Origin of the sequence: Tamaricihabitans halophyticus (assembly GCF_004340875.1) — a bacterium.
Classification (GTDB): domain Bacteria; phylum Actinomycetota; class Actinomycetes; order Mycobacteriales; family Pseudonocardiaceae; genus Tamaricihabitans; species Tamaricihabitans halophyticus.
Genome location: NZ_SLXQ01000021.1, coordinates 40,173 through 58,243 on the forward strand (window position 1 = coordinate 40,173; position 18,071 = coordinate 58,243).

The window sequence follows — 18,071 nt, forward strand, 5'->3', positions numbered from 1 at the left end:
CCAGCCACTCCGATGCGCGCCAGTTTCGTGTTCAGCGAGGTCGCTACCGGCCTTCGCCGGAACATCACGATGACCATCGCGATGATCCTGACCACCGCGATCTCACTCGGCCTGCTCGGCGGTGGCCTGTTGATCGTCCGTGTCATCGACAAGATGCAAGACATGTACTACGACCAGATCGAAGTCACGGTCAATCTGACGAATGACATCAGTGCGAACGATCCGAACTGTAGTCAGCAGATGTGCTCGACGATCCGAGCGTCCCTGTCGGACAACCCCGCCGTCGAATCGGTGATCTTCGAGAACCAGGAACAGGCCTACGAGCGGTTCAAGAAGATTTTCGAGGCCGAGCCGGAGTTGGTGCGGTTGGCGCGTAAGGAAGCGCTGCCCGCCTCGTTCCAGGTGAAACTGAAGGATCCGTCCAGAGCTGATGTGATCGTGGACGCCTATTCCGGTCAACCTGGCGTGAAGCAGGTCAATGACCAGGGGGTGTTCCTCGAACGATTCTTCGGCGTGCTGAACGGCGTACGGGACGCGACGTTCGCGGTGGCGCTGGTGCAGGCCGTCGCCGCATTGTTGTTGATCTCAAATACGATTCAGATGTCGGCGTATACGAGACGGACGGAAGTCGGCATTATGCGCCTGGTCGGCGCGACACGGTGGTATACCCAGTTACCGTTCCTACTCGAAGCGGTCTTCGCCGGCCTGATCGGTGCGGTCCTTGCCATCGGTGGGTTGATGTTGGCGAAGGTGACCTTCTTGGATCGGGTGTTGGAAGCACCCATAGCTTCGGGCATCGTGCCGAGAATCGAGATGCTGGACATCGTCTTGGTCAGTCCATGGCTACTGGCGAGTTCGGTGGTGATCTCAGCCGTAACCGGCTATATCACACTCCGGCTCTACGTCCGGCACTGACGAAATGCGCGCGCGTTGGCGTGGGTGCGACACGTAAAGTAAGTGGTATGCCGAAAGAACGTGGCCGTCAGGTAATCGCGTCGAACCGCAGGGCTCGACACGATTACACGATCCTGGACACCTACGAGGCGGGTGTCGTGCTGGTGGGAACCGAAGTCAAGAGCCTGCGCGCCGGTCGTGCCTCGCTGGTGGATGCCTTCGCGACGGTTGACGACGGTGAGGTCTGGCTGCGCGGATTACATATCGCCGAGTACGAACGGGGCACCTGGACCAACCATGAGCCCCGACGGCACCGCAAACTGTTGTTGCACCGCGGCGAGATCCTTCGGCTGATCGGTAAGACGAAGGAAAGCGGGCTGTCCCTGGTTCCGCTGTCCATGTATTTCAAGGACGGCAAGGTGAAGGTGGAGCTCGCGCTCGCGAAGGGCAAGCGCGAGTACGACAAGCGGCAGTCCATCGCCAAGCGGGATGCCGACCGGGAGATAGCGAAGGCCATCGGTCGGGCGGCCAAGGGGCGCCAGTGAGTTTGCCTGCGCCACCGACCGCGGATGTGGAGGTGCCGGACTGGGTGCGGGCACTCGGGTTGCCCGGACTTGTCGATATGCACGTGCACTTCCTGCCCGATTCGGTGCTGCGCAAGGTGTGGGCGTACTTCGACAACGCGTCCGAGAACTACGGGATGCCATGGCCGGTGCATTACCGCACGTCGGAACCGGAGCGGGTGGACACGCTGCGGGAACTTGGCGTGCGCCGGTTCGCGCCGCTGGTGTACGCGCATAAGCCAGGGATGGCCGCGTGGCTGACCGACTGGGCGTTCGAGTTCGCGAGTAGGACACCCGATGCGGTGCCCACCGCCACGATCTACCCGGAGCCGAACGTTGCCGATTATCTCGGTGAAGCGATTTCCGCTGGCGCGCGGTGCGTCAAGATGCATGTTCAGGTCGGCGGATACGACCCGAGAGCTGAGGAGCTGACCAAGCCCTGGGGGATGCTCGCCGAAGCTGGTGTACCGGTAGTGATCCACTGTGGACACGGTCCGCTGCCGGGGAAGTTCACCGGTCTCGACGTGTTCGAGGAGGTCCTGCGGCAACATCCGCGGCTGGTCGCGGTCCTCGCGCACGCCGGTTTGCCGGACTACGCGACCGCGCTTGGCATGGTCGAGCGCTACGAGCGCGTGTATGTGGACACCACGATGGTCGGGGTGGACTTCACCGAGCAGACCTGGCCGCTGCCGGCTGACTGGGCCGCCCGGCTGGCGGAGGTCGGCGATCGGGTGGTGCTCGGCACCGATTTTCCGAATATTCCGTACGACTACGCGAGTCAGTTGCGGGCGATCGCCGGCTGGGCGGCAGCCGACGATCGCCTCGGGCCTGATTTCCTCCGCGCGGTCCTGCATGACACTCCCGCTCGGCTGCTTGGTCTCGATGAGCAGCTGAGCGAGCAGTCCTAGGCCGGCAGCCGGGCGGGTAGCCGGTCCGCTTCAGACAACCTGCCGGCGGGTTTGCGCTGTCCACTGAATCGCTGGCCGGAATCGCTGGCTGACCAGGACGAATCCAAGTAGGACGGCAGCGGACGGCAGCAGCGGGCTGGCTTCGAGCAGGGCGAGCACGCCGGGTTGGGTGGGGGCGCCAAACCCGCCCGCGGCCAAACCGAGCAACCCCGCCGCGGCCAGTAGACCGCCGATGACCAGTTGGGTACGGGGCGGCACCGACCGAGGCGCCTTGGCGACGGCTTCCAAACCGCCGAACAGTCGCACCAGGCCGGCAAGGGTCAGGCCGAGTACGCCCAGCCACAGTGGAGCGACCGCGAACCACGGTGCACTGCCTGGTTCGGGCGTCGCGTAGCCGAATCCGAGTACCGCTAGTCCGGCAACGGCGATCAGTGCGGGCATATGCCACAGGTAGACCGTCATACTGCGGGAACCGATCCAGCTCAGCGCGGTACCAAGGGCGGGGCGCCGCACCAGCCGCAGCAGGAGGGGGCGCAGCAGCAACATGAGGCCGATCTGCCCACAGGTAACCGCGAGCAGGCAGGCGGTCGGCGGGCTCATATTGGACACTGGCGCGTCCGGCATACCGACCATGCTTGCCGGATACGGCCCCACCGCGACGAGTGCGGCGGTCATCGCGTAGCCGCCAACCAGCAGCCCGGCGGCCCGTGCCCGGCTGGCCGTACGGAGGAAGCCGTCGACGTAATGGAATCCCAGCTGGTGTACCGCGAACCAGACAAAGACCGCGTTGGCGTAGCCGACCAACGGAACACCGTCGAACCGCGCCACGTCGACAAGGACCGAGGCGAGCGCGAGCACGCCGGGAACCGCGAGGCCGAACCGCTCGTGGGCGCGCACCGCGAGCGGGGTGATCAGTACCGTGCCGAGATAGACGACCAGGAACCAGAGAAGCTGGGCGGCGATACCGCCGGCGATGTCGAGTGGCTGTACCGGTACACCAAGTGCCGCGAGGAGCGGGGGCAGCGGTACCCAGACCGCGATCAGCGCCAGCACCGGCAGCAACAGCCGGTGTAGCCGGTTCGCCAGCCATTCGGCGGTGGTGCCGTTTCGAGAGTGCTGCGCGCGCAGCGAGATGAAGTTCGCCGCCCCGCCGGCGAAAAAGACCAGCGGCATCACCTGGCTGACCCAGGTGAACAGCCACCAGCCTGGTGTGCTCAGCGCGTTGCCGGTGGCTAGTTGTCCATTGTGGAAGTCAAGTACCGGCATGAGCCAGTGCTGGCCTACGACGAGCAGAATCGCGCCAGCGCGAACCAGGTCGAGGAACGGGTCTCGCTTTCGAGTGGCCGGTGGCGGCTTGGCTTCGATCGTGCGCGGCATCGTGGCGTTCCCATCGTGCGTGGCTGGCCGTTACGGACACTCAGAAGTCTTGTCCGCCAAGGGAATTCACACACGCCGGCTGGCATCCGAACTCGCGGTGCCGCTAGCCGTCCTCGCTGGGTAGGGAATACCCCACCTACGCCGCCGGGCTCGTCGCCCCGAAAACCGCAATCCTTACGGATATTGCGGTACTGGGTTAGCCGTGGTCGAGGTAGGTGAGTACCGCGCGCACGCGGCGGTGTTCCTCGCTGCTTGGTTCCAGCGTGAGCTTCGCGAAAATATTGCCGATGTGCTTTTCCACCGCGCCGTCCGAGATCACCAGGGAGCGGGATATCGCCGTGTTCGTGAGCCCCTGTGCCATCAGGCCAAGCACCTCCCGCTCGCGTTCGGTGAGCGAGTCGAGCGGATCCTTGCGTCCGCGCGCCATCAGCTGGGCGATCACGTCCTGGTCGATGCAGGTGCCGCCGCGCGCGACGCGCCGCACCCCGTCGACGAATTCCGCCACGTCGGCGACGCGTTCCTTGAGTAGATAGCCGACCCCGCCGGCGCCGCCGGAGAGCAACTCCACGGCGTAGCGCTCCTCGACGTACTGGGAAAGCACGAGTACCGGTAGCTCGGGAATCTGGCGGCGGGCCTCGAGTGCCGCGCGCAGTCCTTCATCGGTGAACGTGGGCGGCATGCGCACGTCCACGATCGCCAGGTCGGGCCGGTGTTCGAGCACCGAGGCGAGCAGCGAATCACCGTCCGGCACGGCCGCGACGGTTTCGATGCCCTCGTCAGCGAGTAGACGCTGCACTCCGGCACGGAGCAGCACCGCGTCCTCGGCGATAACTACGCGCATGCCTGAACTCTAGCCGCGCGAGCCCGCGCCGGTTTACCAGGTGCATGGCAGGTCGGCCCGCACCACGGTGGGGCCAGCGGTCGGGCTCACCACGGTGACGACACCATCGATCGTCGCGGCGCGGTCGGCCAGCCCGGCCAGCCCGCCGCCGGGGCGAACCTCGGCGCCACCCTTACCGTTGTCGGAGACCTCCGCGACCACCTTGTCGTCCTCGCGCCACACCCGGATCTGCGCGACCGTGGCGCCGGAGTGCTTGGCGACGTTGGTGAGGGTTTCGCCGACGATGAAGTAGGCGGTGCTCTCCACGGCGGCTGGCGGGCGGGGCTCGACGTCCACGGTGACTTCCACCGGCACCGGTGATTTCGCGGCGAGAGAGGACAGTGCGGCGTCGAGCCCGCGGTCGCCGAGTACGGCAGGGTAGATGCCGCGGGCGAGGTCACGGAGTTCGGCGACGGCGAGTTTGGCGTCCGTGTGTGCCTCGTCGATCAACTCCCGAACCGCGTTCGGATCGCCCTCCAGCTTCGCCTTGGCGCGGCCAAGGGAGATCGCGAGCGAAACCAGCCGTTGCTGTGCGCCGTCGTGCAGGTCGCGTTCGATCCGGCGGCGTTCGGCCTCGGCCGCGTCCACGCCGCGGGCTCGGGAGGCTTGCAGCCTGTCTGCCTTGGCGGCGAGCTGGGCGGCGGCCGGTGGGCCGAGCATTGCCTTGGCGAGTTGGCCGTGCAGCCAGCCGAGCCGTGGGATTACCCAGATCGCCAACGGCAGGAGGATGGCGCCGACGAGTCCGAGCGCGAACTCGATGATGGATAGCGGCAACATCAGCGCGTGGTAGCCGATGTCGCGCCAGGTGCGGCTGTCGGTGGTGAGCGTGCGCCACTGGCGGAGCAGACCGTCGTCGGCGCGTAGCCGAGGTGGCAGCGGGATGTTGGTGCCCAGCGCGAAGTTCGCCCAGTTGCGCTGCACATTGCCGAGCCAGCGGGCAACCGAGATGCCGAAGACGAAGATCGGGATACCGACCCAGACGACCGTCGTCGCGACGCCGACGATGATCAGCACGACCACGAGGATGAAGCTCACCAGGCTGAGCGGGAAGCCGAGCAGGAAGTAGGCGAGCGTGCGGAAGGAGGATGGATAGTCCTTGCCGCCGTTCCGAGGCTGCGCGGGGCTGTTCTGTTCGGCAGGCCGCGTGTTCACTCCGGATGCCTTTCACTCGGGATCGTGCCCGCGGGCGCGTAGCCAGGTGCGGGTAGCGGACCGGGCTCATGTGCTTGCTCAGCCAGGCGTTGGGTGCCGGCGCCCGGTCCGAGCAGTGCTCTGGCCAGGCCGAGCTGCAGCCTACTGAACGCCCTGGTCAGGACGATGGCGACGGCGGTGATCAGCAGTCCCAGCCCGGCCCATGGCAGGGCTTCCATCGTCGAGTCCACGATGACCCATGGCTGGTCCCAGTCAGGAAAGCGCCACGAGCCGGTGGGCAGGAACCGGAAATAGATCGGCAGGAAGAGCCACCCGAGGCCAATCGCCCAGGGCACCAGGGTCAGGGCGAAGCCGATCACGCCGACGGGTAGTAGCAGCAGGAAGTAGCTCAGATCGCGCCAGCTGGCCGGATCCGCCGTGCGGGCCTTCCAGTAGGCACGCATTCCGCTGGGTAGCGGGCGGTAGGGATCGGCGATGTAGCCGCCGAGGAGGAGGTTCACCCTGCGGCGTTCGAGCATCGCGGCGGCCTTGAGCAGTACCGCGGCCAGCATCAGGATCGGCACGCCGACCCAGATGATCGATGTGGTGAGGCCGACCAGGAAGAGGGTGACGAAAAGGACGAACCAGAAGATCCCGAGCGGGAGGCCGAGTAGGAGATACGCGACGGCGCCCGGTATGGATGGGGTACGGCGAACACCGTCGTATTCGCTGGTCGCGGGTTGCGAGATCATCATCTGTCCCTGTCGAGGTCACCTGGCTGTGGCGGGCTTACCAATACAGCATGCGACACCGGTGGGTTCGGTTCCATGGGGCGCGCTGGCTGGATCGGGGTAGGGATAGCCCCACCGTGGTAGCGGCTTGGGATATGGGAATGATCTATCGGGCGAGACGCGTTATGCTTAACGGGTACGACCCGACCAAGGGGGTGAACGGTTTCGACTCTGGACGTTGAGTCAGGAGAAGCGTGCAGGTGCAGGCGAGAGACCACCTAAAGCGTCGCCGCAAAAATATAAGCGCCAATAAACAAGAAGCGCCTAAGAGCCAGTCCCAGTTCGCGCTCGCCGCGTGAGCTAGTTCTGACTCATTGTCGACCCGGGCTTGCCTCCGTCCCGGACTCGGCATCATCAAGGAGGCTTACCGTCGCGGTTGGCCGCGGGCTTCGGCGGGACACTTACAGCGGCTGGGCCCGTCACACCGGCTAGTTCGCGTGACCGGAGGGGCCAAGTAGAGACACAGCGAACTGCGCACGGAGAAGGCCTGGTAAGGCGACAGAGGACCCGGGTTCGATTCCCGGCACCTCCACCGATTTAGTCATTGTGCGAACCACTCCGTTCGGGGCCGTTTCCGCTGGTAGGGCGGGGGCGGCCCCGTCGTTGTTGCGGGGTTGGGGGATGCGGAAGACCGGGATGAGCCGGTCCGGGCCGGTGATGGTGACCTTGGCGACCAGGGCTTCCACGAGGCCCTTGATCTGGTTGTGGGTGCCGCTGGTGATGATCTCGGCGATGTGGTCGGCTACCGCCACCAGGGTAGCGGGCTCGGGCGCGGTGGGTGCGTCGTTGAGGGCGAGGGTGAGTTCGTCGCGGCGGACGCGGAGTTGTTTGGTCTTGGCGCGGAGTTCGGTGAGCCGGTCGGCGACGAGTTCTTCGTCCATGGTGCCGCGCTCGAATGCGGTCAGGTAGCGGTCGATGGCTTGGCCGGTCTTGGTGATCTCGTTGTCGACGGTGGAGAGTTCGGCGTGCCGGTCGGCGTTGGCTGCCTGGTGCTGTTTCTGTTCGTGGGCGATGGCGTCGGCGATGAGGTCATGCCGGGTGCGGTAGAAGCCGGCCAGCGCGTCCAGGACGGCCGCGTCCACGGCGTCGGCGTTCAAGCGCTTGAAGTCGCATTTGCTGGCGTCGTAGCGGGCCAGGTTCCAGCAGGTGTAGTAGCGGTAGGTGCGGTTGCGGCCGGTGGCGCGGGTGCCGATCATGGCCTTGCCGCACTTGGGGCAGCGCAGGCGGCCGGTGAGTACGTAGTCGGAGCCGGACGCGGCGCGGTGGGCGTGGGATTCGCCGCGTGCGTCGAGGATGGCTTGGGCCTGTTCCCAGGCGGTGAGGTCGATGATGGGTGCGTGGGTGTTGGTCACGGTGGTCTCCCGGAACGTGAGTTCGCCGAGGTAGACGCGGTTGTTCAGGGCGCGGATGACTTGGTAGCCGGACCACTTGCCGCCGCTGCTGGTGCGGTGGCCCCGGTCGTTGAGGACTTTGGCGATGGCGCGGGAGCCGAGCCGGTCCTTGGTGTACAGGTCGAAGATCAGCCGCACGATCACCGCTTCGTGCTCGTCCACGACGAGGGTGTGCGTGGTCTTGTCGACCTGGTAGCCGAAGGGGCGTTTGCCGCCCTTCCACTTTCCCTTGGCGTGCTTGCGTTCCATCCCAGCGATGACGCGGTCGATGATGGTGTCGCGCTCGAACTGGGCGAACATTCCCAGCATCTGCACCAGCATCCGGCCCATCGGCGTGGAGGTGTCGAAGGGCTCGGTGGCGCTGCGGAACACCACCCCGGCGGAGTCGAGTTCGTCGAGCAGCATGACCATGTCCCGCAGGTTGCGGGAGAACCGGTCGACCCGGTAGACGAGCAGCACGTCGATCAGCCCGGCGCGGGCGGCGGCGAGCGCGCGGTGCAGGCCGGGACGTTCGGTGGTGGCGCCGGAGGCGTCGTCGGGGAACCGCGCCACGAGCCGCCAGCCGGGCTGGGAGCCGATGTAGGACTCCAGGCGGGTGTCCTGGGCTTCGATGGAGTAGGGCTGGTGCTCGTCGTCGGTGGAGCGCCGCACGTAGATCCCCACCCGGACGTCGTCGCCGAGTGTGGTCATCGCGGCTTTCTTGGTGCGTTGCGCGGTCGTGGATCGCGCCATTATTCCGACCCCCTTGGTTCGGTATTTCCGCGTGCCCTGTAGTAGCCGTTGCGGGGCTACTACAGGGCGACTACGCGGCTACTAGATCACTACTAGTGGGGACTTAAAACCGCAGCTCACAGGCGGTGCGTCGTGCTTCCATTATCGCTCATCAAGCATGGCAAGGGAAGCGGAAGGGCGTCGTTCTACGCGGCTTTTTCGTTACCCCCCTTGGGGTTTTCCTGATTGGCGCTCCATTCGGCAATGAGCGTGGCCAGGGTGGCGACGGCGAGGTCGTACTGTTGGGTCGTCATCGGTTCGGTGTCGATCCGCTCCACGCGCCACGTGTCCTGTGTGGAGGATCGTGTGCGGCGGAACGGGAGCACGGTGGCGTCATCGCCACCGTTGTCCTGCTCGTGGTCGTGTTCGGCGTGGTCGGGTGTGTGCTGGGGCATGGTGCACCTCGATTGCCCGCGAGCCCGCACGGGGCGGGAGGTCGCGGGCGGCTGTCGGGCGGTCACTGGGCAACCGTCGATCAGCAGGACCCGCCGGCCCTCTGGTCACCAGCACCCCGGGAAGCCTCCACACAGGAGGTTCGTGACATGGGTGATGGCCGCGCCGTTACGCGCGATTCAAGAACCGGCTGGGGTCTGAACTGCTCCAACCATTGTGCCGCTTCGACTCCCCGACTTTGCCGTAGCGCTCGTCGGGGCCAGCGATCACCGGTTGACTGAACCCTCCCACTGTCCACCCGAGACATTCGCCGAGACCAATGTCGGGACCGCGAGACTGGGTGCGGGACTGCGTGTCTCGCCGGTCTCGCCTGCGGTCTCGGTGTCTCGTCTCGACCTGTCTCGACGTCTCGGTGTGGTCTCGCCACTGTCGGGACCACGATTGGACAGCTCGACGTACAACGGGTCCAGATTTCCCTGCTGTGCAAAGACGACGGGCCAAGGCCAGCGGACCGGCGCGGCCGTCTTCGCTGTCGTTCTCACGACGTCACGTCATCGTCGGTCACCTCCTCCGAGGTAGGCGAAAGCGTGCGGGAACCCTTGCGGGGAGAGGGATTCAGGCGGCCCAGCGTGATCGCCGTGGCCGTTGGGTGTCCGGTCGAGCCGGGGCTACCGGCGCGCGGTACACGTCGTCATCGTCCGCGTCGTCGTAGAGCGTCACGTCGTCGAGGTCGTCATCGTCGTCCGCATAGCCCGCCGGTTCGGCTGGTTCGGGCTGAGCTGTGTGGATGCGGCGCGACATCTCCCGGTCGTCCGGGTCGAACGCCGCCTCGTTCAACGGCTGGTCGGTGTTCGAGGCGCTGTGCTCGACGGAGGGGCCACGTTGGGGCAGCTCGGCCAATCTGTACCGGCGCGACGCGCTGTCGCCGCTACGCGGCGTGCACAGGCCCCAGATCGGCCCTGCCGGGCCGTCGGCGTGACCATAGGCACCGTGCGGGTCGCGGGCCGCGGTGGCGATCACGAAACCGGGATCGTGCCCGACGAGAGCGCGATGCAGCGCCGTGCGCAGGGCGATCTCCCGCCGGGGCGCGTGCACCGAGAACAGCAGGACACCGAAGGCGTCGGTCGGGAAATCGCTGTAGTCGTCGAGCTTGCCGGTGACCTTCGCCAGGGACTCGGTGCCGGTGTCGTGTTCGAGGAAGAATCGCACCGCGCGGCCCGCCTCCTCCCAGCAGCCGTAGCCGTCCGGGCGCAGCCGGGTCTCCCGACCGGCACCCAGGTACCGCCAGAAGAACTCGGTGCACCGCTTCTCCGACCACCACTGGGTCAGCCCGCCCACCTCGCCCTCGCGGCCCTCCTCGCGCAGCCGGGCAGGGTTGCGGTGCGCGGCTAGGGCGCAGAAGAAGTCGTTCACGCCGAGCTGGTGTTCCAGCTTCGGCCACAGCGCCAGCCGTTCCAGGCTCTCGGTGTACGCCTTCGGCGCGGGCGGGCGCTGTGCGCGCTGCGCGGCGATCAGCCGCGCGCCGAGGTAGCCCAGCGCGTAGCGGGTCTGGCTGGTTCCGCCGCGCAGGTAGGACTCGCGGAACGCGAACACCACGCCCAGCTCCCGCAGGTGCCGCAGCCGGTCCTGCGCGCGGCGCACCGACAGGAACTCGATCGCGGCGATCTGGTTCGTGGTGAGCACCTTGTGCTCGGCCAGCAGGGCCAGCATGCGCCGGTCCCGGTCGACCAGGCGGAACCACAGGCCCGCGTCGGGTTCTCCGGCCCGCCGGCCGCCGCGCCCCGCGCGCCCCCGATGTGTGGATGGGTGAGGATCACTCCTCAGTCGGTCTTCCGCCAGTTCCCGCCGATACCACCGCTGACCAGCAGACTTAGTAGCAGCGGCCTCGGCGCTTGGGGCGGCGGATTCAGAACGCCGAGGCTGCGCTGACCCACACGCGGAGCCAGACGCCAACCCATCCGCACCCACGACGCCACGGCCACCAGCACGGTAAGTACCGTCCACCATGATCACCACCACCTTCCGGCCGGAGCAGCCGAGAGATCCCCGGCACCCCTGAACTCCGGATTTCGGCCCCAAAATCCTGGCCCGTTACCCAAACGTGACCAAAGACCGGTGGATTGTGACCATGGAGTGATACCGCCGTGACCGGCGCGTTGCGATCGGCGATCTCGCCGCCTTCGGCGGGTGGTGACCATGATCGACCGTCCCTTCCAGTGTGCCAGGAAACCCCTGCACTACTGAAGGCCGATTCTTCGGCCGATTTTGGACACCAGCGCGGCCGACTGAGACCAGGCTGGAACCCACAGCCCGCCCGTCACCGCACGAGCCGCAGCGGGCATCGGCACCGCCGTGCGCGGTCATCGCGCTCCTGGTCTCTACGGTCGGATCTACAGATGTCGGGTGAGGCGCTTGACTAGTCCGTAGAGCTATTGATCTGCGGAAACAGCGAACCACACCGAGTCAATCAGCGTGCCAGCCATAGGTGGCCCGCTCACTGGCCGGTCGGTGGCCTGCTGAGTGGCCCACCGACTGCCCAGTGCTTGCGGACTTAGCCGAACAGGACCTTGCGATTCATCCAGGCAAGGTGCAACGCCGCCGCCGCACCGGGAGAGAGGCGCTTGGACTCGCTGAGCCATGTCAGGGTGTTCTCCTCGAACGGAAAGGCCCGCGCGGGCATGGAGCCCTCCGAGTTGGTCTCAACGGCGTTGGCGAACAGCGCGTCGTAGGTGTCCGGGGCGATGACCGCGACGGTGAGGATGTCGCCGGCAAGTGTGAGGGCGTCGAGCGTGACGCCGAGGCAGAACACGCGGATGTGACCGTCGCGCAGTGCCTCGTCCATGGTGGTGAACGGTTCCAGCTTGTCGTATCGGATCGGCTTACCGGAGCCGTCGTACTCGTCATGGCCCAGCAACTCCTCGGCGTACTCGCGCTGGATGTTGCGCCAGATCGAGAAGTCGGCCGCGACGGCGGCCGGGATGACGGAGGAGGGCTGGAAGATGCCCGCGGGCAGCAGGTGCGCCATCCCGCCGCCGCCTGCGACGCTGGCGGAGTCACGCTGGTGAAGGACGACGCTCGGGCTGTCGCCGCCCCTGATGGTCAGGGTGCCGATCGCTCCCATGAGCGGTCGGCGGCCGAGGTCGAACGGGTCCGCGATCAGCTTGCGGAAGGTCAGCCGTCGCATGGAGGCGCGCGGCATGACGGATTCCCGGTCGCCGTCGATGGCGAGGTGGTGGGCGGCGAATTCGTGGGCGAGCGCCTCGTTGGTGTCGACCGCGTCGAAGAAACCCATCTGCCCGAAGTGCATGCTCGGCTGGGTCCAGTCGAGTCCGAGCAAGCGGAAGCACAGCCGGTTCTCGAACAGGCGGGGCGCGGCGAGGTCGCGGATGGCGTCGTGGTAGCTGCGGTATCGGGCGTCGATGGTGGCCAGCGGGCGAACCGGGCCGCTTTCAGGTTCTTCTCCGGTGATCGTGGGCTCGGTGACCACGGAGTCCAGTGTCAGCGTGATCTCGTCCAGCGGGACGGGCTCGGCAGGAATCCAGGTGGGCGCGCTGATGACACCTGTGTTCTTCAGTCCTGGCACGCGATGGTCGCGGTACAGCGCCTCGGCGAGCACAGCGAGGTCGCGGCGATGCTTGCCCAGGGCCGAACGGACCTGGCGCCACTCGTCGTGGTCGCGCTCGACATGCGGTTCGGTCGTTGCGGGCACGGAGGCAAACGTGAGCGGCGCGGGAAGGGGCTCGGTCTGGTCCTGCTCGGGTCGGATAGAGCGCGGCCTGCGGAAACCGAGTTCGTCGCCCGCACAACCGAAGAACTCGGCGAGCAGTCGGCGATAGAAGGGCTGTGGCCACACGACTTCACCGCGCTCCCATCGACCGATGGTCTTGCGCGTGATTTGCGGGTGCTTGCCGTACCTGGTGGCGAGGTTGGTCAACTCGTCGGCCAGGTCCTGCTGGGACAGCCCGCCCCGCTCGCGCAGGGCGATCAGTACGGTGTTCGGTATGCGGGGCTCGTCGGGTGACACAGGATCAACGGTAGGGCGTGCCACACCCGCAGATCAGGAATGTCCCCCCAATGTCCCCGATCTGGCCCAACTGTGGGCGCTCGCTGTGGTCGTGTTCGTCCCTGCTGCCTGGTGAACTCGTAGACGTAGTTACACCACGTCAGCCGGAGGCGACTACCAGTGAGTGATCGTATCGACGCCGCTCGGCGACCGACGAGCGCACCTCTGGTGCCGGGGATTCCGGGACTGGCCTGGGCCGAAACGCGTGCCGCCGCCGTCGACCTGGCGCGGCACGGCTGGCCCGTGCTGCCGGGAACCTACCAGCTTGCCGAGCACGGGGCCTGGCTGGGCAGGTCCGGCGCGGCAGGGCTGGAACCGGTCGCCGCGCTGTGGCAACTGGCCACGACGACCAACCCGGACGTGGCGATGGAGTGGTGGACACGGCGGCCGTATTCGGTGCTGCTGGCGTGCGGAGCCGGGGTCGACGGGGTGGAGGTACCCGCCGTCCACGGGCAACGCGCGCTGGGGCAGCTCTCGCCAGCCTGGCGCGGTCCGGTCGCCGTCACGCCCTTCGGTTCGTGGTTGTTCTTCGTGCGCAGCGACGATGAAGGGCTGCGTCCTGAGCTGGCCGCGAACGCACATGCGCAGTTGTACGCGAGCGGGGCGTGGTTGCCCATCCCGCCCACGGCGCGTGATGGCCTGCCGTATCGCTGGCAGGTGCCCCCGGACACCGTCGGCTGGGCGCTGCCCGCCTCGGCCGAGGTTCAGCGAGTGCTGATCGCGTCGCTGAGCCGTCGAGCCAGTGGCACACGACCCAGCCTCGCCTGAGTAAGCCGCGCCTGCGCCGAGGATGCCCCGACCGCCCTCGGCGCAGGCGCACCCACGCCCAAATCGACCGAAGGGGAGGTGCCGATCATGGCCGACAGCGGTGAACAGGTCACACAGCACGTGACGCGTGTGCGGGAGATCCTGCCGCGATCTGCCTCGATCATCGAGGCGTTCCGCGACGCCAGCAGCAGAGACCATCCAGGCCAACTCGTCCTCGACACGGCGAACGAGCTGGCGGCCCAACACGGGCAGCAGTGGCAGGCCGAGGATGTCAGCCGCGCTTCCGGTGCGTCCGCTGACGCCATCGCCGAAAGCAAGCGACTCATCGACGACCTCAACTCCAAACGCGTGGCTCTGGTGGAACGGATCGACGAGTGGGTGACGGCCCAGGTCCACAGCCGCGCGGACGCCTCCCTGCACACCGAGACCCTCGGCTCGGTCGTTGACCGGCTGGCGATCGCGTGGGTCCGTGCGAACAGCCTGATCAACACCAATGACGCACGCGATCGAGCCCGCTTGGCTCTGCGGCAGCTCGCCGAGCTGGCCGACGCCTACGACGACCTGATCCGCGACGTCGCCACCGGCCACCGACGGCTCCCAGCGTGGCGGCCCCTGAAGACCTACCGGAGCGCATCGTGACCGCAGAGGCACATCAACACCTGTCGGTGTCGCTCAACGGCGTCGACAACGTCGGCAAGACCACGCAACTCGCGTGGCTCCAGCGTGGGATGCCCGACGCCCACCTCGTAGGCACGGTGGACGCCTGGGACTCCCGATGGCGCGAGGTCGCTGCCGGCGACTTCGCCCACTGGTGGTTCATCGGCTCCACCACGGCCGAGCACGTCGGACTGATGTTGGGCAGCCACGTCGCCCGCCGCGACGCGAGCGGACCGCTGGCCCTGGAAGACCGCGGCTTACCCATGCTCCGGGCGACCTGCGCCGCCACCGCCGCGCTCAAGGACGGACTGACCCCGACAAAGGCACTCCGGCTGGTGGACCGCCTCGCGGCCGATCTCCCGGCCGCCGCACCTCGGCGCGAAGTCCACGTGCTGTTACGCCGGTCCGGTGACCCCGCGCGGGAAGCGGCCGAGGCGCTACGGCGCGAGCCAAGACCAGCCAACGAACGGTACGCCGCCTATCAGCGCACGCTCGCGGAGGTCCTGTCCATCCAGGTCGAACGCGGCGACTACCACGCCGTGCTCGACCTCGGCGACGCCCCGATCCTGGACGTCCAGCGAACGCTCCGGAGCCACCTGGCTGACGCGGGTGTCAACGTGGAACCGCTGCCGAAGGACGAGTTGGAACGGCTGTGGGTGCTGGGCGGCATGTCAGAGAGCGGCAAGAGCACGGTCGGCGAACTGTTGCGCGACGAGCACGGCGTGACCAGGTTGAAGATCGGCTACCTGGTGGAAGTCGCCGCCATGCGGGCTGGAGTCACCGACCCATACGAGCACTGGTCGGAGCGGGAGCAGGCAGAGCGGCTTACCGAGGAAATTCTGCGGTTCGCCGAGACGACCAAAGCACGCACGATCAGCCTGGAAAGCGCCCACCGCTTCGAGGCGACCGCGCACCTGAAACGGGTCTGGGGTGACCGCTGCCAGGTCGTGTACGTCGATGCGGACACGACCGTCCGGGCGAGTCGCGCAGTGGAGAGCGAGTCCCGGTTGCGTGGCCGCGACGCGACCAAGCGCGAACGCGGCGCAGACCGGATCGCCGAGATCGCCGATCACCGCATCGACAACTCCGGGTCGCTGGGTGCACTCAAGCTCGCCGTCAGCCGAATCACGTCGACCGTGGACCTGCCCAGGGTGACGCTCTACGCGAGTGGGCCGGTAACCCAGAGCGGATGGTTGGGACAGGCCACCGACCACGTGTGCGACGAGCAGGTCGCGCTCGTGCTCGCAACCGGCAGCACGGGGACCACGAGCTGGCGGGACGGATGGAGCGATCTTGACCTGCTCGTGGTTCGTGACACCGCCCCCGCCGCATGGTTGCGGGACGTGACGGGCACCCTTCCCGCTCCCGACGGGATCAAGGTCGGCCTCAGCGTCTTCACCACCGCCGACATCGACGCGCTGCGGGTGCCACCGCGCGTCGTGCAGTCGCTGCGTCGCGCCGCCCAGGGGATCGGCGTGCTCTACCGGCGAGCGGGCCAGCTGCTGCCGGTGCCGGCCGCCGCACACGGCGATCGCACCAGCCGTGGCGAGCTGGGACTCGTGCTGATGACCACCCGCCGCCTCCTCGCCGCCGATCAGCCGGACGTGCGCGCCGTGCACAAGCACCTGGTGCTGCTCGCCAAGATCGTGCTGCGCGCTGACGGCCACGACCTCCACGACGCCGATGACGTGCTCACCGCGTTCCGCGAGTGTCACCCCGCCGCCGAATGCGCACCGCCTGAGCTATCTGACCTTATCCGTCGCCCCAGCGATCCGGTCCTGCGCGGACAACTCGTTGACGCGACGGACCGACTGTTGACCTACCTCGACCGACTCGACCACACCGTGAGGACCAGCGAATGACCACCGTTCCCGAAGACCTCGCCTACCAGGCCCGGCGCATTCGCCGTCTCGGCGTGCCCCCGCAGACTCGGGATGTCCGGATCGTCCACGAGCTGGACGGCATCCTCGACCAGGTCCACCCCGCGACATTGCTGCGGACCGGTAGCGCGCTGTGGGAGGCGTGGTCGCGCCACCCGGAGTTCACGGCCCCGGACGTGCTGCTCGGATTGGACGCGGGCGGCATCCTGCCCACCGTCGCCGTCGCACTGGCCAGCGACCTGCCGTACCGCCTGGCCTGGAAGCTCGACCTCGACCTGCCCGCCAAGCGGCGCTTCACCGAACCCCATGCCCGCCGCACCGAGGTCTTCACCTACGGCGACCTCGCGGGAACCCGCGTGCTCATCGTCGATGACGAGATCACCACCGGGAACACGCTGGCCAACCTGGTCTCGGTGCTCCGCGACTCGGCCGTGGAGGTGACCGGCATCGCGTGCTTGATCGAGGACACCACCGGCAACGCCCGTCCGCTGCTGGAATCGCTGGGAGTACCGCTGTGCACCCTCACACGACTGTGAGTCCGTGGACGATCGAGCCGGTAACGCTGCAACGCGGTGGACCGGTCGTCGTCCCCCGCCAGCACGCACCCCTGGCCCGCGCGCTGCCCTTCCGGCGCGCGGGCGGGGAGCTCCCGTCCTACACCAGTGGGGCGGACGTGATCGGCGAGCGCGGCTGGTCGGTGGTCCTCGGTGACCGTGGCCTCGGTGATGTCCTGCTCGCGTTCGGACTCGTTCAGGCCCTCGCCGACGGGACGGATCGTGACGCCGAACTTCACTACGAGGGACCACGTCCACGGCTGATGCAACGCTGCCGGCTGCCTCTGCGCACGAGCCTCACCGAAGGCCCGCACGCCGTTAGCACCAGGCACGGCAAGGGATTCACCTTCCACGCGATCCCCGAACGCCCCCAGGCGTGGCTGGACATCCTGGACGACGAACTCGTGGAGGTCCACGCCGCTCTGCCGATGCGGTACTACCTCGCCGCGGAACAGGCCCTCGGCGTCCGGCTCCCTGCCGACCGCGCGCCGCTTCCGACCTTCAGATCGAGCGAGCAGGCACGACCGTTCCACGTCGTGTTCGTCTCGGCGACCAGTTGGCCAAGCCGGAAGGACTACGGCGCAAGCGGTTTCGCCCGCATCGCGGCTGTCCTCGCCCAGCGCTTCCCGGCACCGTGGACGTTCACCCTGATCACCAGTAGCGATGCCGAGCCGATGACGTTCGACGGCATCGAGGTTCTGGCCGGGCTGGATGCCGTGGACTGCCTGGACGTGTTCGCATCGGCCGAGGTCGTGATCGGCAACGACACGGGCCTGACCCATCTGGCCGCGCTCACCGAACGCCCGGACGGAACCGGCCCGCACGCCATCGGGCTCTACGGTCGCCACGCCCACACCAAGTGGACCACCGGGACCGCACGTCACCATGCCGTCGCCACCACGTTCTCCCAGATGCTGGCCGTCGCCGACCGCTGCCCTGTGCGCGACCACCTGGATGACGCGCTGTGGTCACAGTCGGCGAGTCTCGCCGACATCCCGGCCGAGATCATCGCCGAGTTCGCAAGCGACCTCGCCGGTTGGTGGTGACTGC

At 67.4% G+C, this 18,071-nt stretch carries 15 protein-coding genes, 1 other RNA gene and 1 pseudogene; 9 read left to right on the forward strand and 8 right to left on the reverse strand.

Translation table 11 applies throughout. The features are described from left to right. Positions 1 to 12: 12 nt before the first annotated feature. From ftsX to EV191_RS27245, 3 genes are read left to right on the forward strand one after another with little or no spacing between them, the layout of a single operon-like run. Positions 13 to 915, forward strand: a complete 903-nt coding sequence (gene ftsX / locus EV191_RS27235) for a permease-like cell division protein FtsX (RefSeq protein ID WP_132880626.1) — start codon at positions 13 to 15, stop codon at positions 913 to 915. 47 nt (positions 916 to 962) lie between these two features. Continuing rightward, positions 963 to 1,439 carry an SsrA-binding protein SmpB gene (smpB, locus tag EV191_RS27240; protein ID WP_132880628.1) on the forward strand — a complete coding sequence of 159 codons (477 nt, stop codon included), beginning with the start codon at positions 963 to 965 and terminating at the stop codon, positions 1,437 to 1,439. Between the two features lie 2 nt (positions 1,440 to 1,441). Then, entirely contained in the window at positions 1,442 to 2,365 is a 924-nt protein-coding gene (locus EV191_RS27245) for an amidohydrolase family protein (protein ID WP_243659278.1), read from the forward strand. Between the two features lie 30 nt (positions 2,366 to 2,395). On the opposite strand, the gene EV191_RS27250 is transcribed toward EV191_RS27245, so the two are convergent. The 4 genes from EV191_RS27250 to EV191_RS27265 all read right to left on the reverse strand — a co-directional run bounded on the left by EV191_RS27250 (position 2,396) and on the right by EV191_RS27265 (position 6,505). Continuing rightward, a complete protein-coding gene (locus EV191_RS27250; RefSeq protein ID WP_132880629.1) occupies positions 2,396 to 3,742 on the reverse strand; it encodes an acyltransferase family protein in 1,347 nt (448 codons plus the stop codon). A gap of 196 nt (positions 3,743 to 3,938) precedes the next feature. Further along, positions 3,939 to 4,583 (reverse strand): response regulator transcription factor, encoded by a 645-nt coding sequence (locus tag EV191_RS27255; RefSeq protein ID WP_132880631.1) that lies wholly within the window; start codon positions 4,581 to 4,583, stop codon positions 3,939 to 3,941. Between the two features lie 33 nt (positions 4,584 to 4,616). After that, positions 4,617 to 5,774, reverse strand: coding sequence for a sensor histidine kinase (locus tag EV191_RS27260; protein WP_132880632.1), 1,158 nt, complete (start codon positions 5,772 to 5,774; stop codon positions 4,617 to 4,619). Beyond that, positions 5,771 to 6,505 (reverse strand): sensor domain-containing protein, encoded by a 735-nt coding sequence (locus tag EV191_RS27265; protein ID WP_165913123.1) that lies wholly within the window; start codon positions 6,503 to 6,505, stop codon positions 5,771 to 5,773. The genes EV191_RS27260 and EV191_RS27265 overlap by 4 nt, the downstream gene beginning before the upstream one ends. A gap of 190 nt (positions 6,506 to 6,695) precedes the next feature. On the opposite strand from EV191_RS27265, the gene ssrA reads away from it, so the two are divergent. After that, positions 6,696 to 7,079: a transfer-messenger RNA gene (gene ssrA / locus EV191_RS27270) on the forward strand. 580 nt (positions 7,080 to 7,659) lie between these two features. On the opposite strand, the pseudogene EV191_RS30730 reads toward ssrA, so the two are convergent. From EV191_RS30730 to EV191_RS27290, 4 genes and pseudogenes are all read right to left on the reverse strand, one after another. Beyond that, a pseudogene (locus EV191_RS30730) lies at positions 7,660 to 8,667 on the reverse strand (recombinase family protein); the annotation flags it as partial. A 185-nt stretch (positions 8,668 to 8,852) separates the two neighbouring features. After that, positions 8,853 to 9,101 carry a hypothetical protein gene (locus EV191_RS27280; RefSeq protein ID WP_132880636.1) on the reverse strand — a complete coding sequence of 83 codons (249 nt, stop codon included), beginning with the start codon at positions 9,099 to 9,101 and terminating at the stop codon, positions 8,853 to 8,855. 613 nt (positions 9,102 to 9,714) lie between these two features. Further along, positions 9,715 to 10,809: a replication-relaxation family protein gene (locus EV191_RS27285; protein ID WP_243659270.1), complete on the reverse strand. Its 1,095-nt coding sequence runs from the start codon at positions 10,807 to 10,809 to the stop codon at positions 9,715 to 9,717. A gap of 841 nt (positions 10,810 to 11,650) precedes the next feature. After that, positions 11,651 to 13,123, reverse strand: a complete 1,473-nt coding sequence (locus EV191_RS27290) for a helix-turn-helix transcriptional regulator (protein ID WP_243659271.1) — start codon at positions 13,121 to 13,123, stop codon at positions 11,651 to 11,653. 159 nt (positions 13,124 to 13,282) lie between these two features. Between EV191_RS27290 and EV191_RS27295 the strand changes: the two genes are divergently transcribed. The 5 genes from EV191_RS27295 to EV191_RS27315 all read left to right on the forward strand — a co-directional run bounded on the left by EV191_RS27295 (position 13,283) and on the right by EV191_RS27315 (position 18,067). Next, positions 13,283 to 13,930: a bifunctional DNA primase/polymerase gene (locus EV191_RS27295; RefSeq protein WP_243659272.1), complete on the forward strand. Its 648-nt coding sequence runs from the start codon at positions 13,283 to 13,285 to the stop codon at positions 13,928 to 13,930. Between the two features lie 87 nt (positions 13,931 to 14,017). Then, positions 14,018 to 14,569: a DUF4254 domain-containing protein gene (locus EV191_RS27300; RefSeq protein WP_132880637.1), complete on the forward strand. Its 552-nt coding sequence runs from the start codon at positions 14,018 to 14,020 to the stop codon at positions 14,567 to 14,569. Then, on the forward strand, positions 14,566 to 16,449 hold the full coding sequence (locus EV191_RS27305) for an AAA family ATPase (protein WP_243659273.1): 1,884 nt from the start codon (positions 14,566 to 14,568) through the stop codon (positions 16,447 to 16,449). Before EV191_RS27300 ends, EV191_RS27305 begins: the two co-directional genes overlap by 4 nt. Next, a complete protein-coding gene (locus EV191_RS27310; protein ID WP_132880639.1) occupies positions 16,446 to 17,003 on the forward strand; it encodes a phosphoribosyltransferase in 558 nt (185 codons plus the stop codon). The genes EV191_RS27305 and EV191_RS27310 overlap by 4 nt, the downstream gene beginning before the upstream one ends. Continuing rightward, positions 17,000 to 18,067: a glycosyltransferase family 9 protein gene (locus EV191_RS27315; RefSeq protein WP_243659274.1), complete on the forward strand. Its 1,068-nt coding sequence runs from the start codon at positions 17,000 to 17,002 to the stop codon at positions 18,065 to 18,067. The genes EV191_RS27310 and EV191_RS27315 overlap by 4 nt, the downstream gene beginning before the upstream one ends. Positions 18,068 to 18,071: the final 4 nt, after the last annotated feature.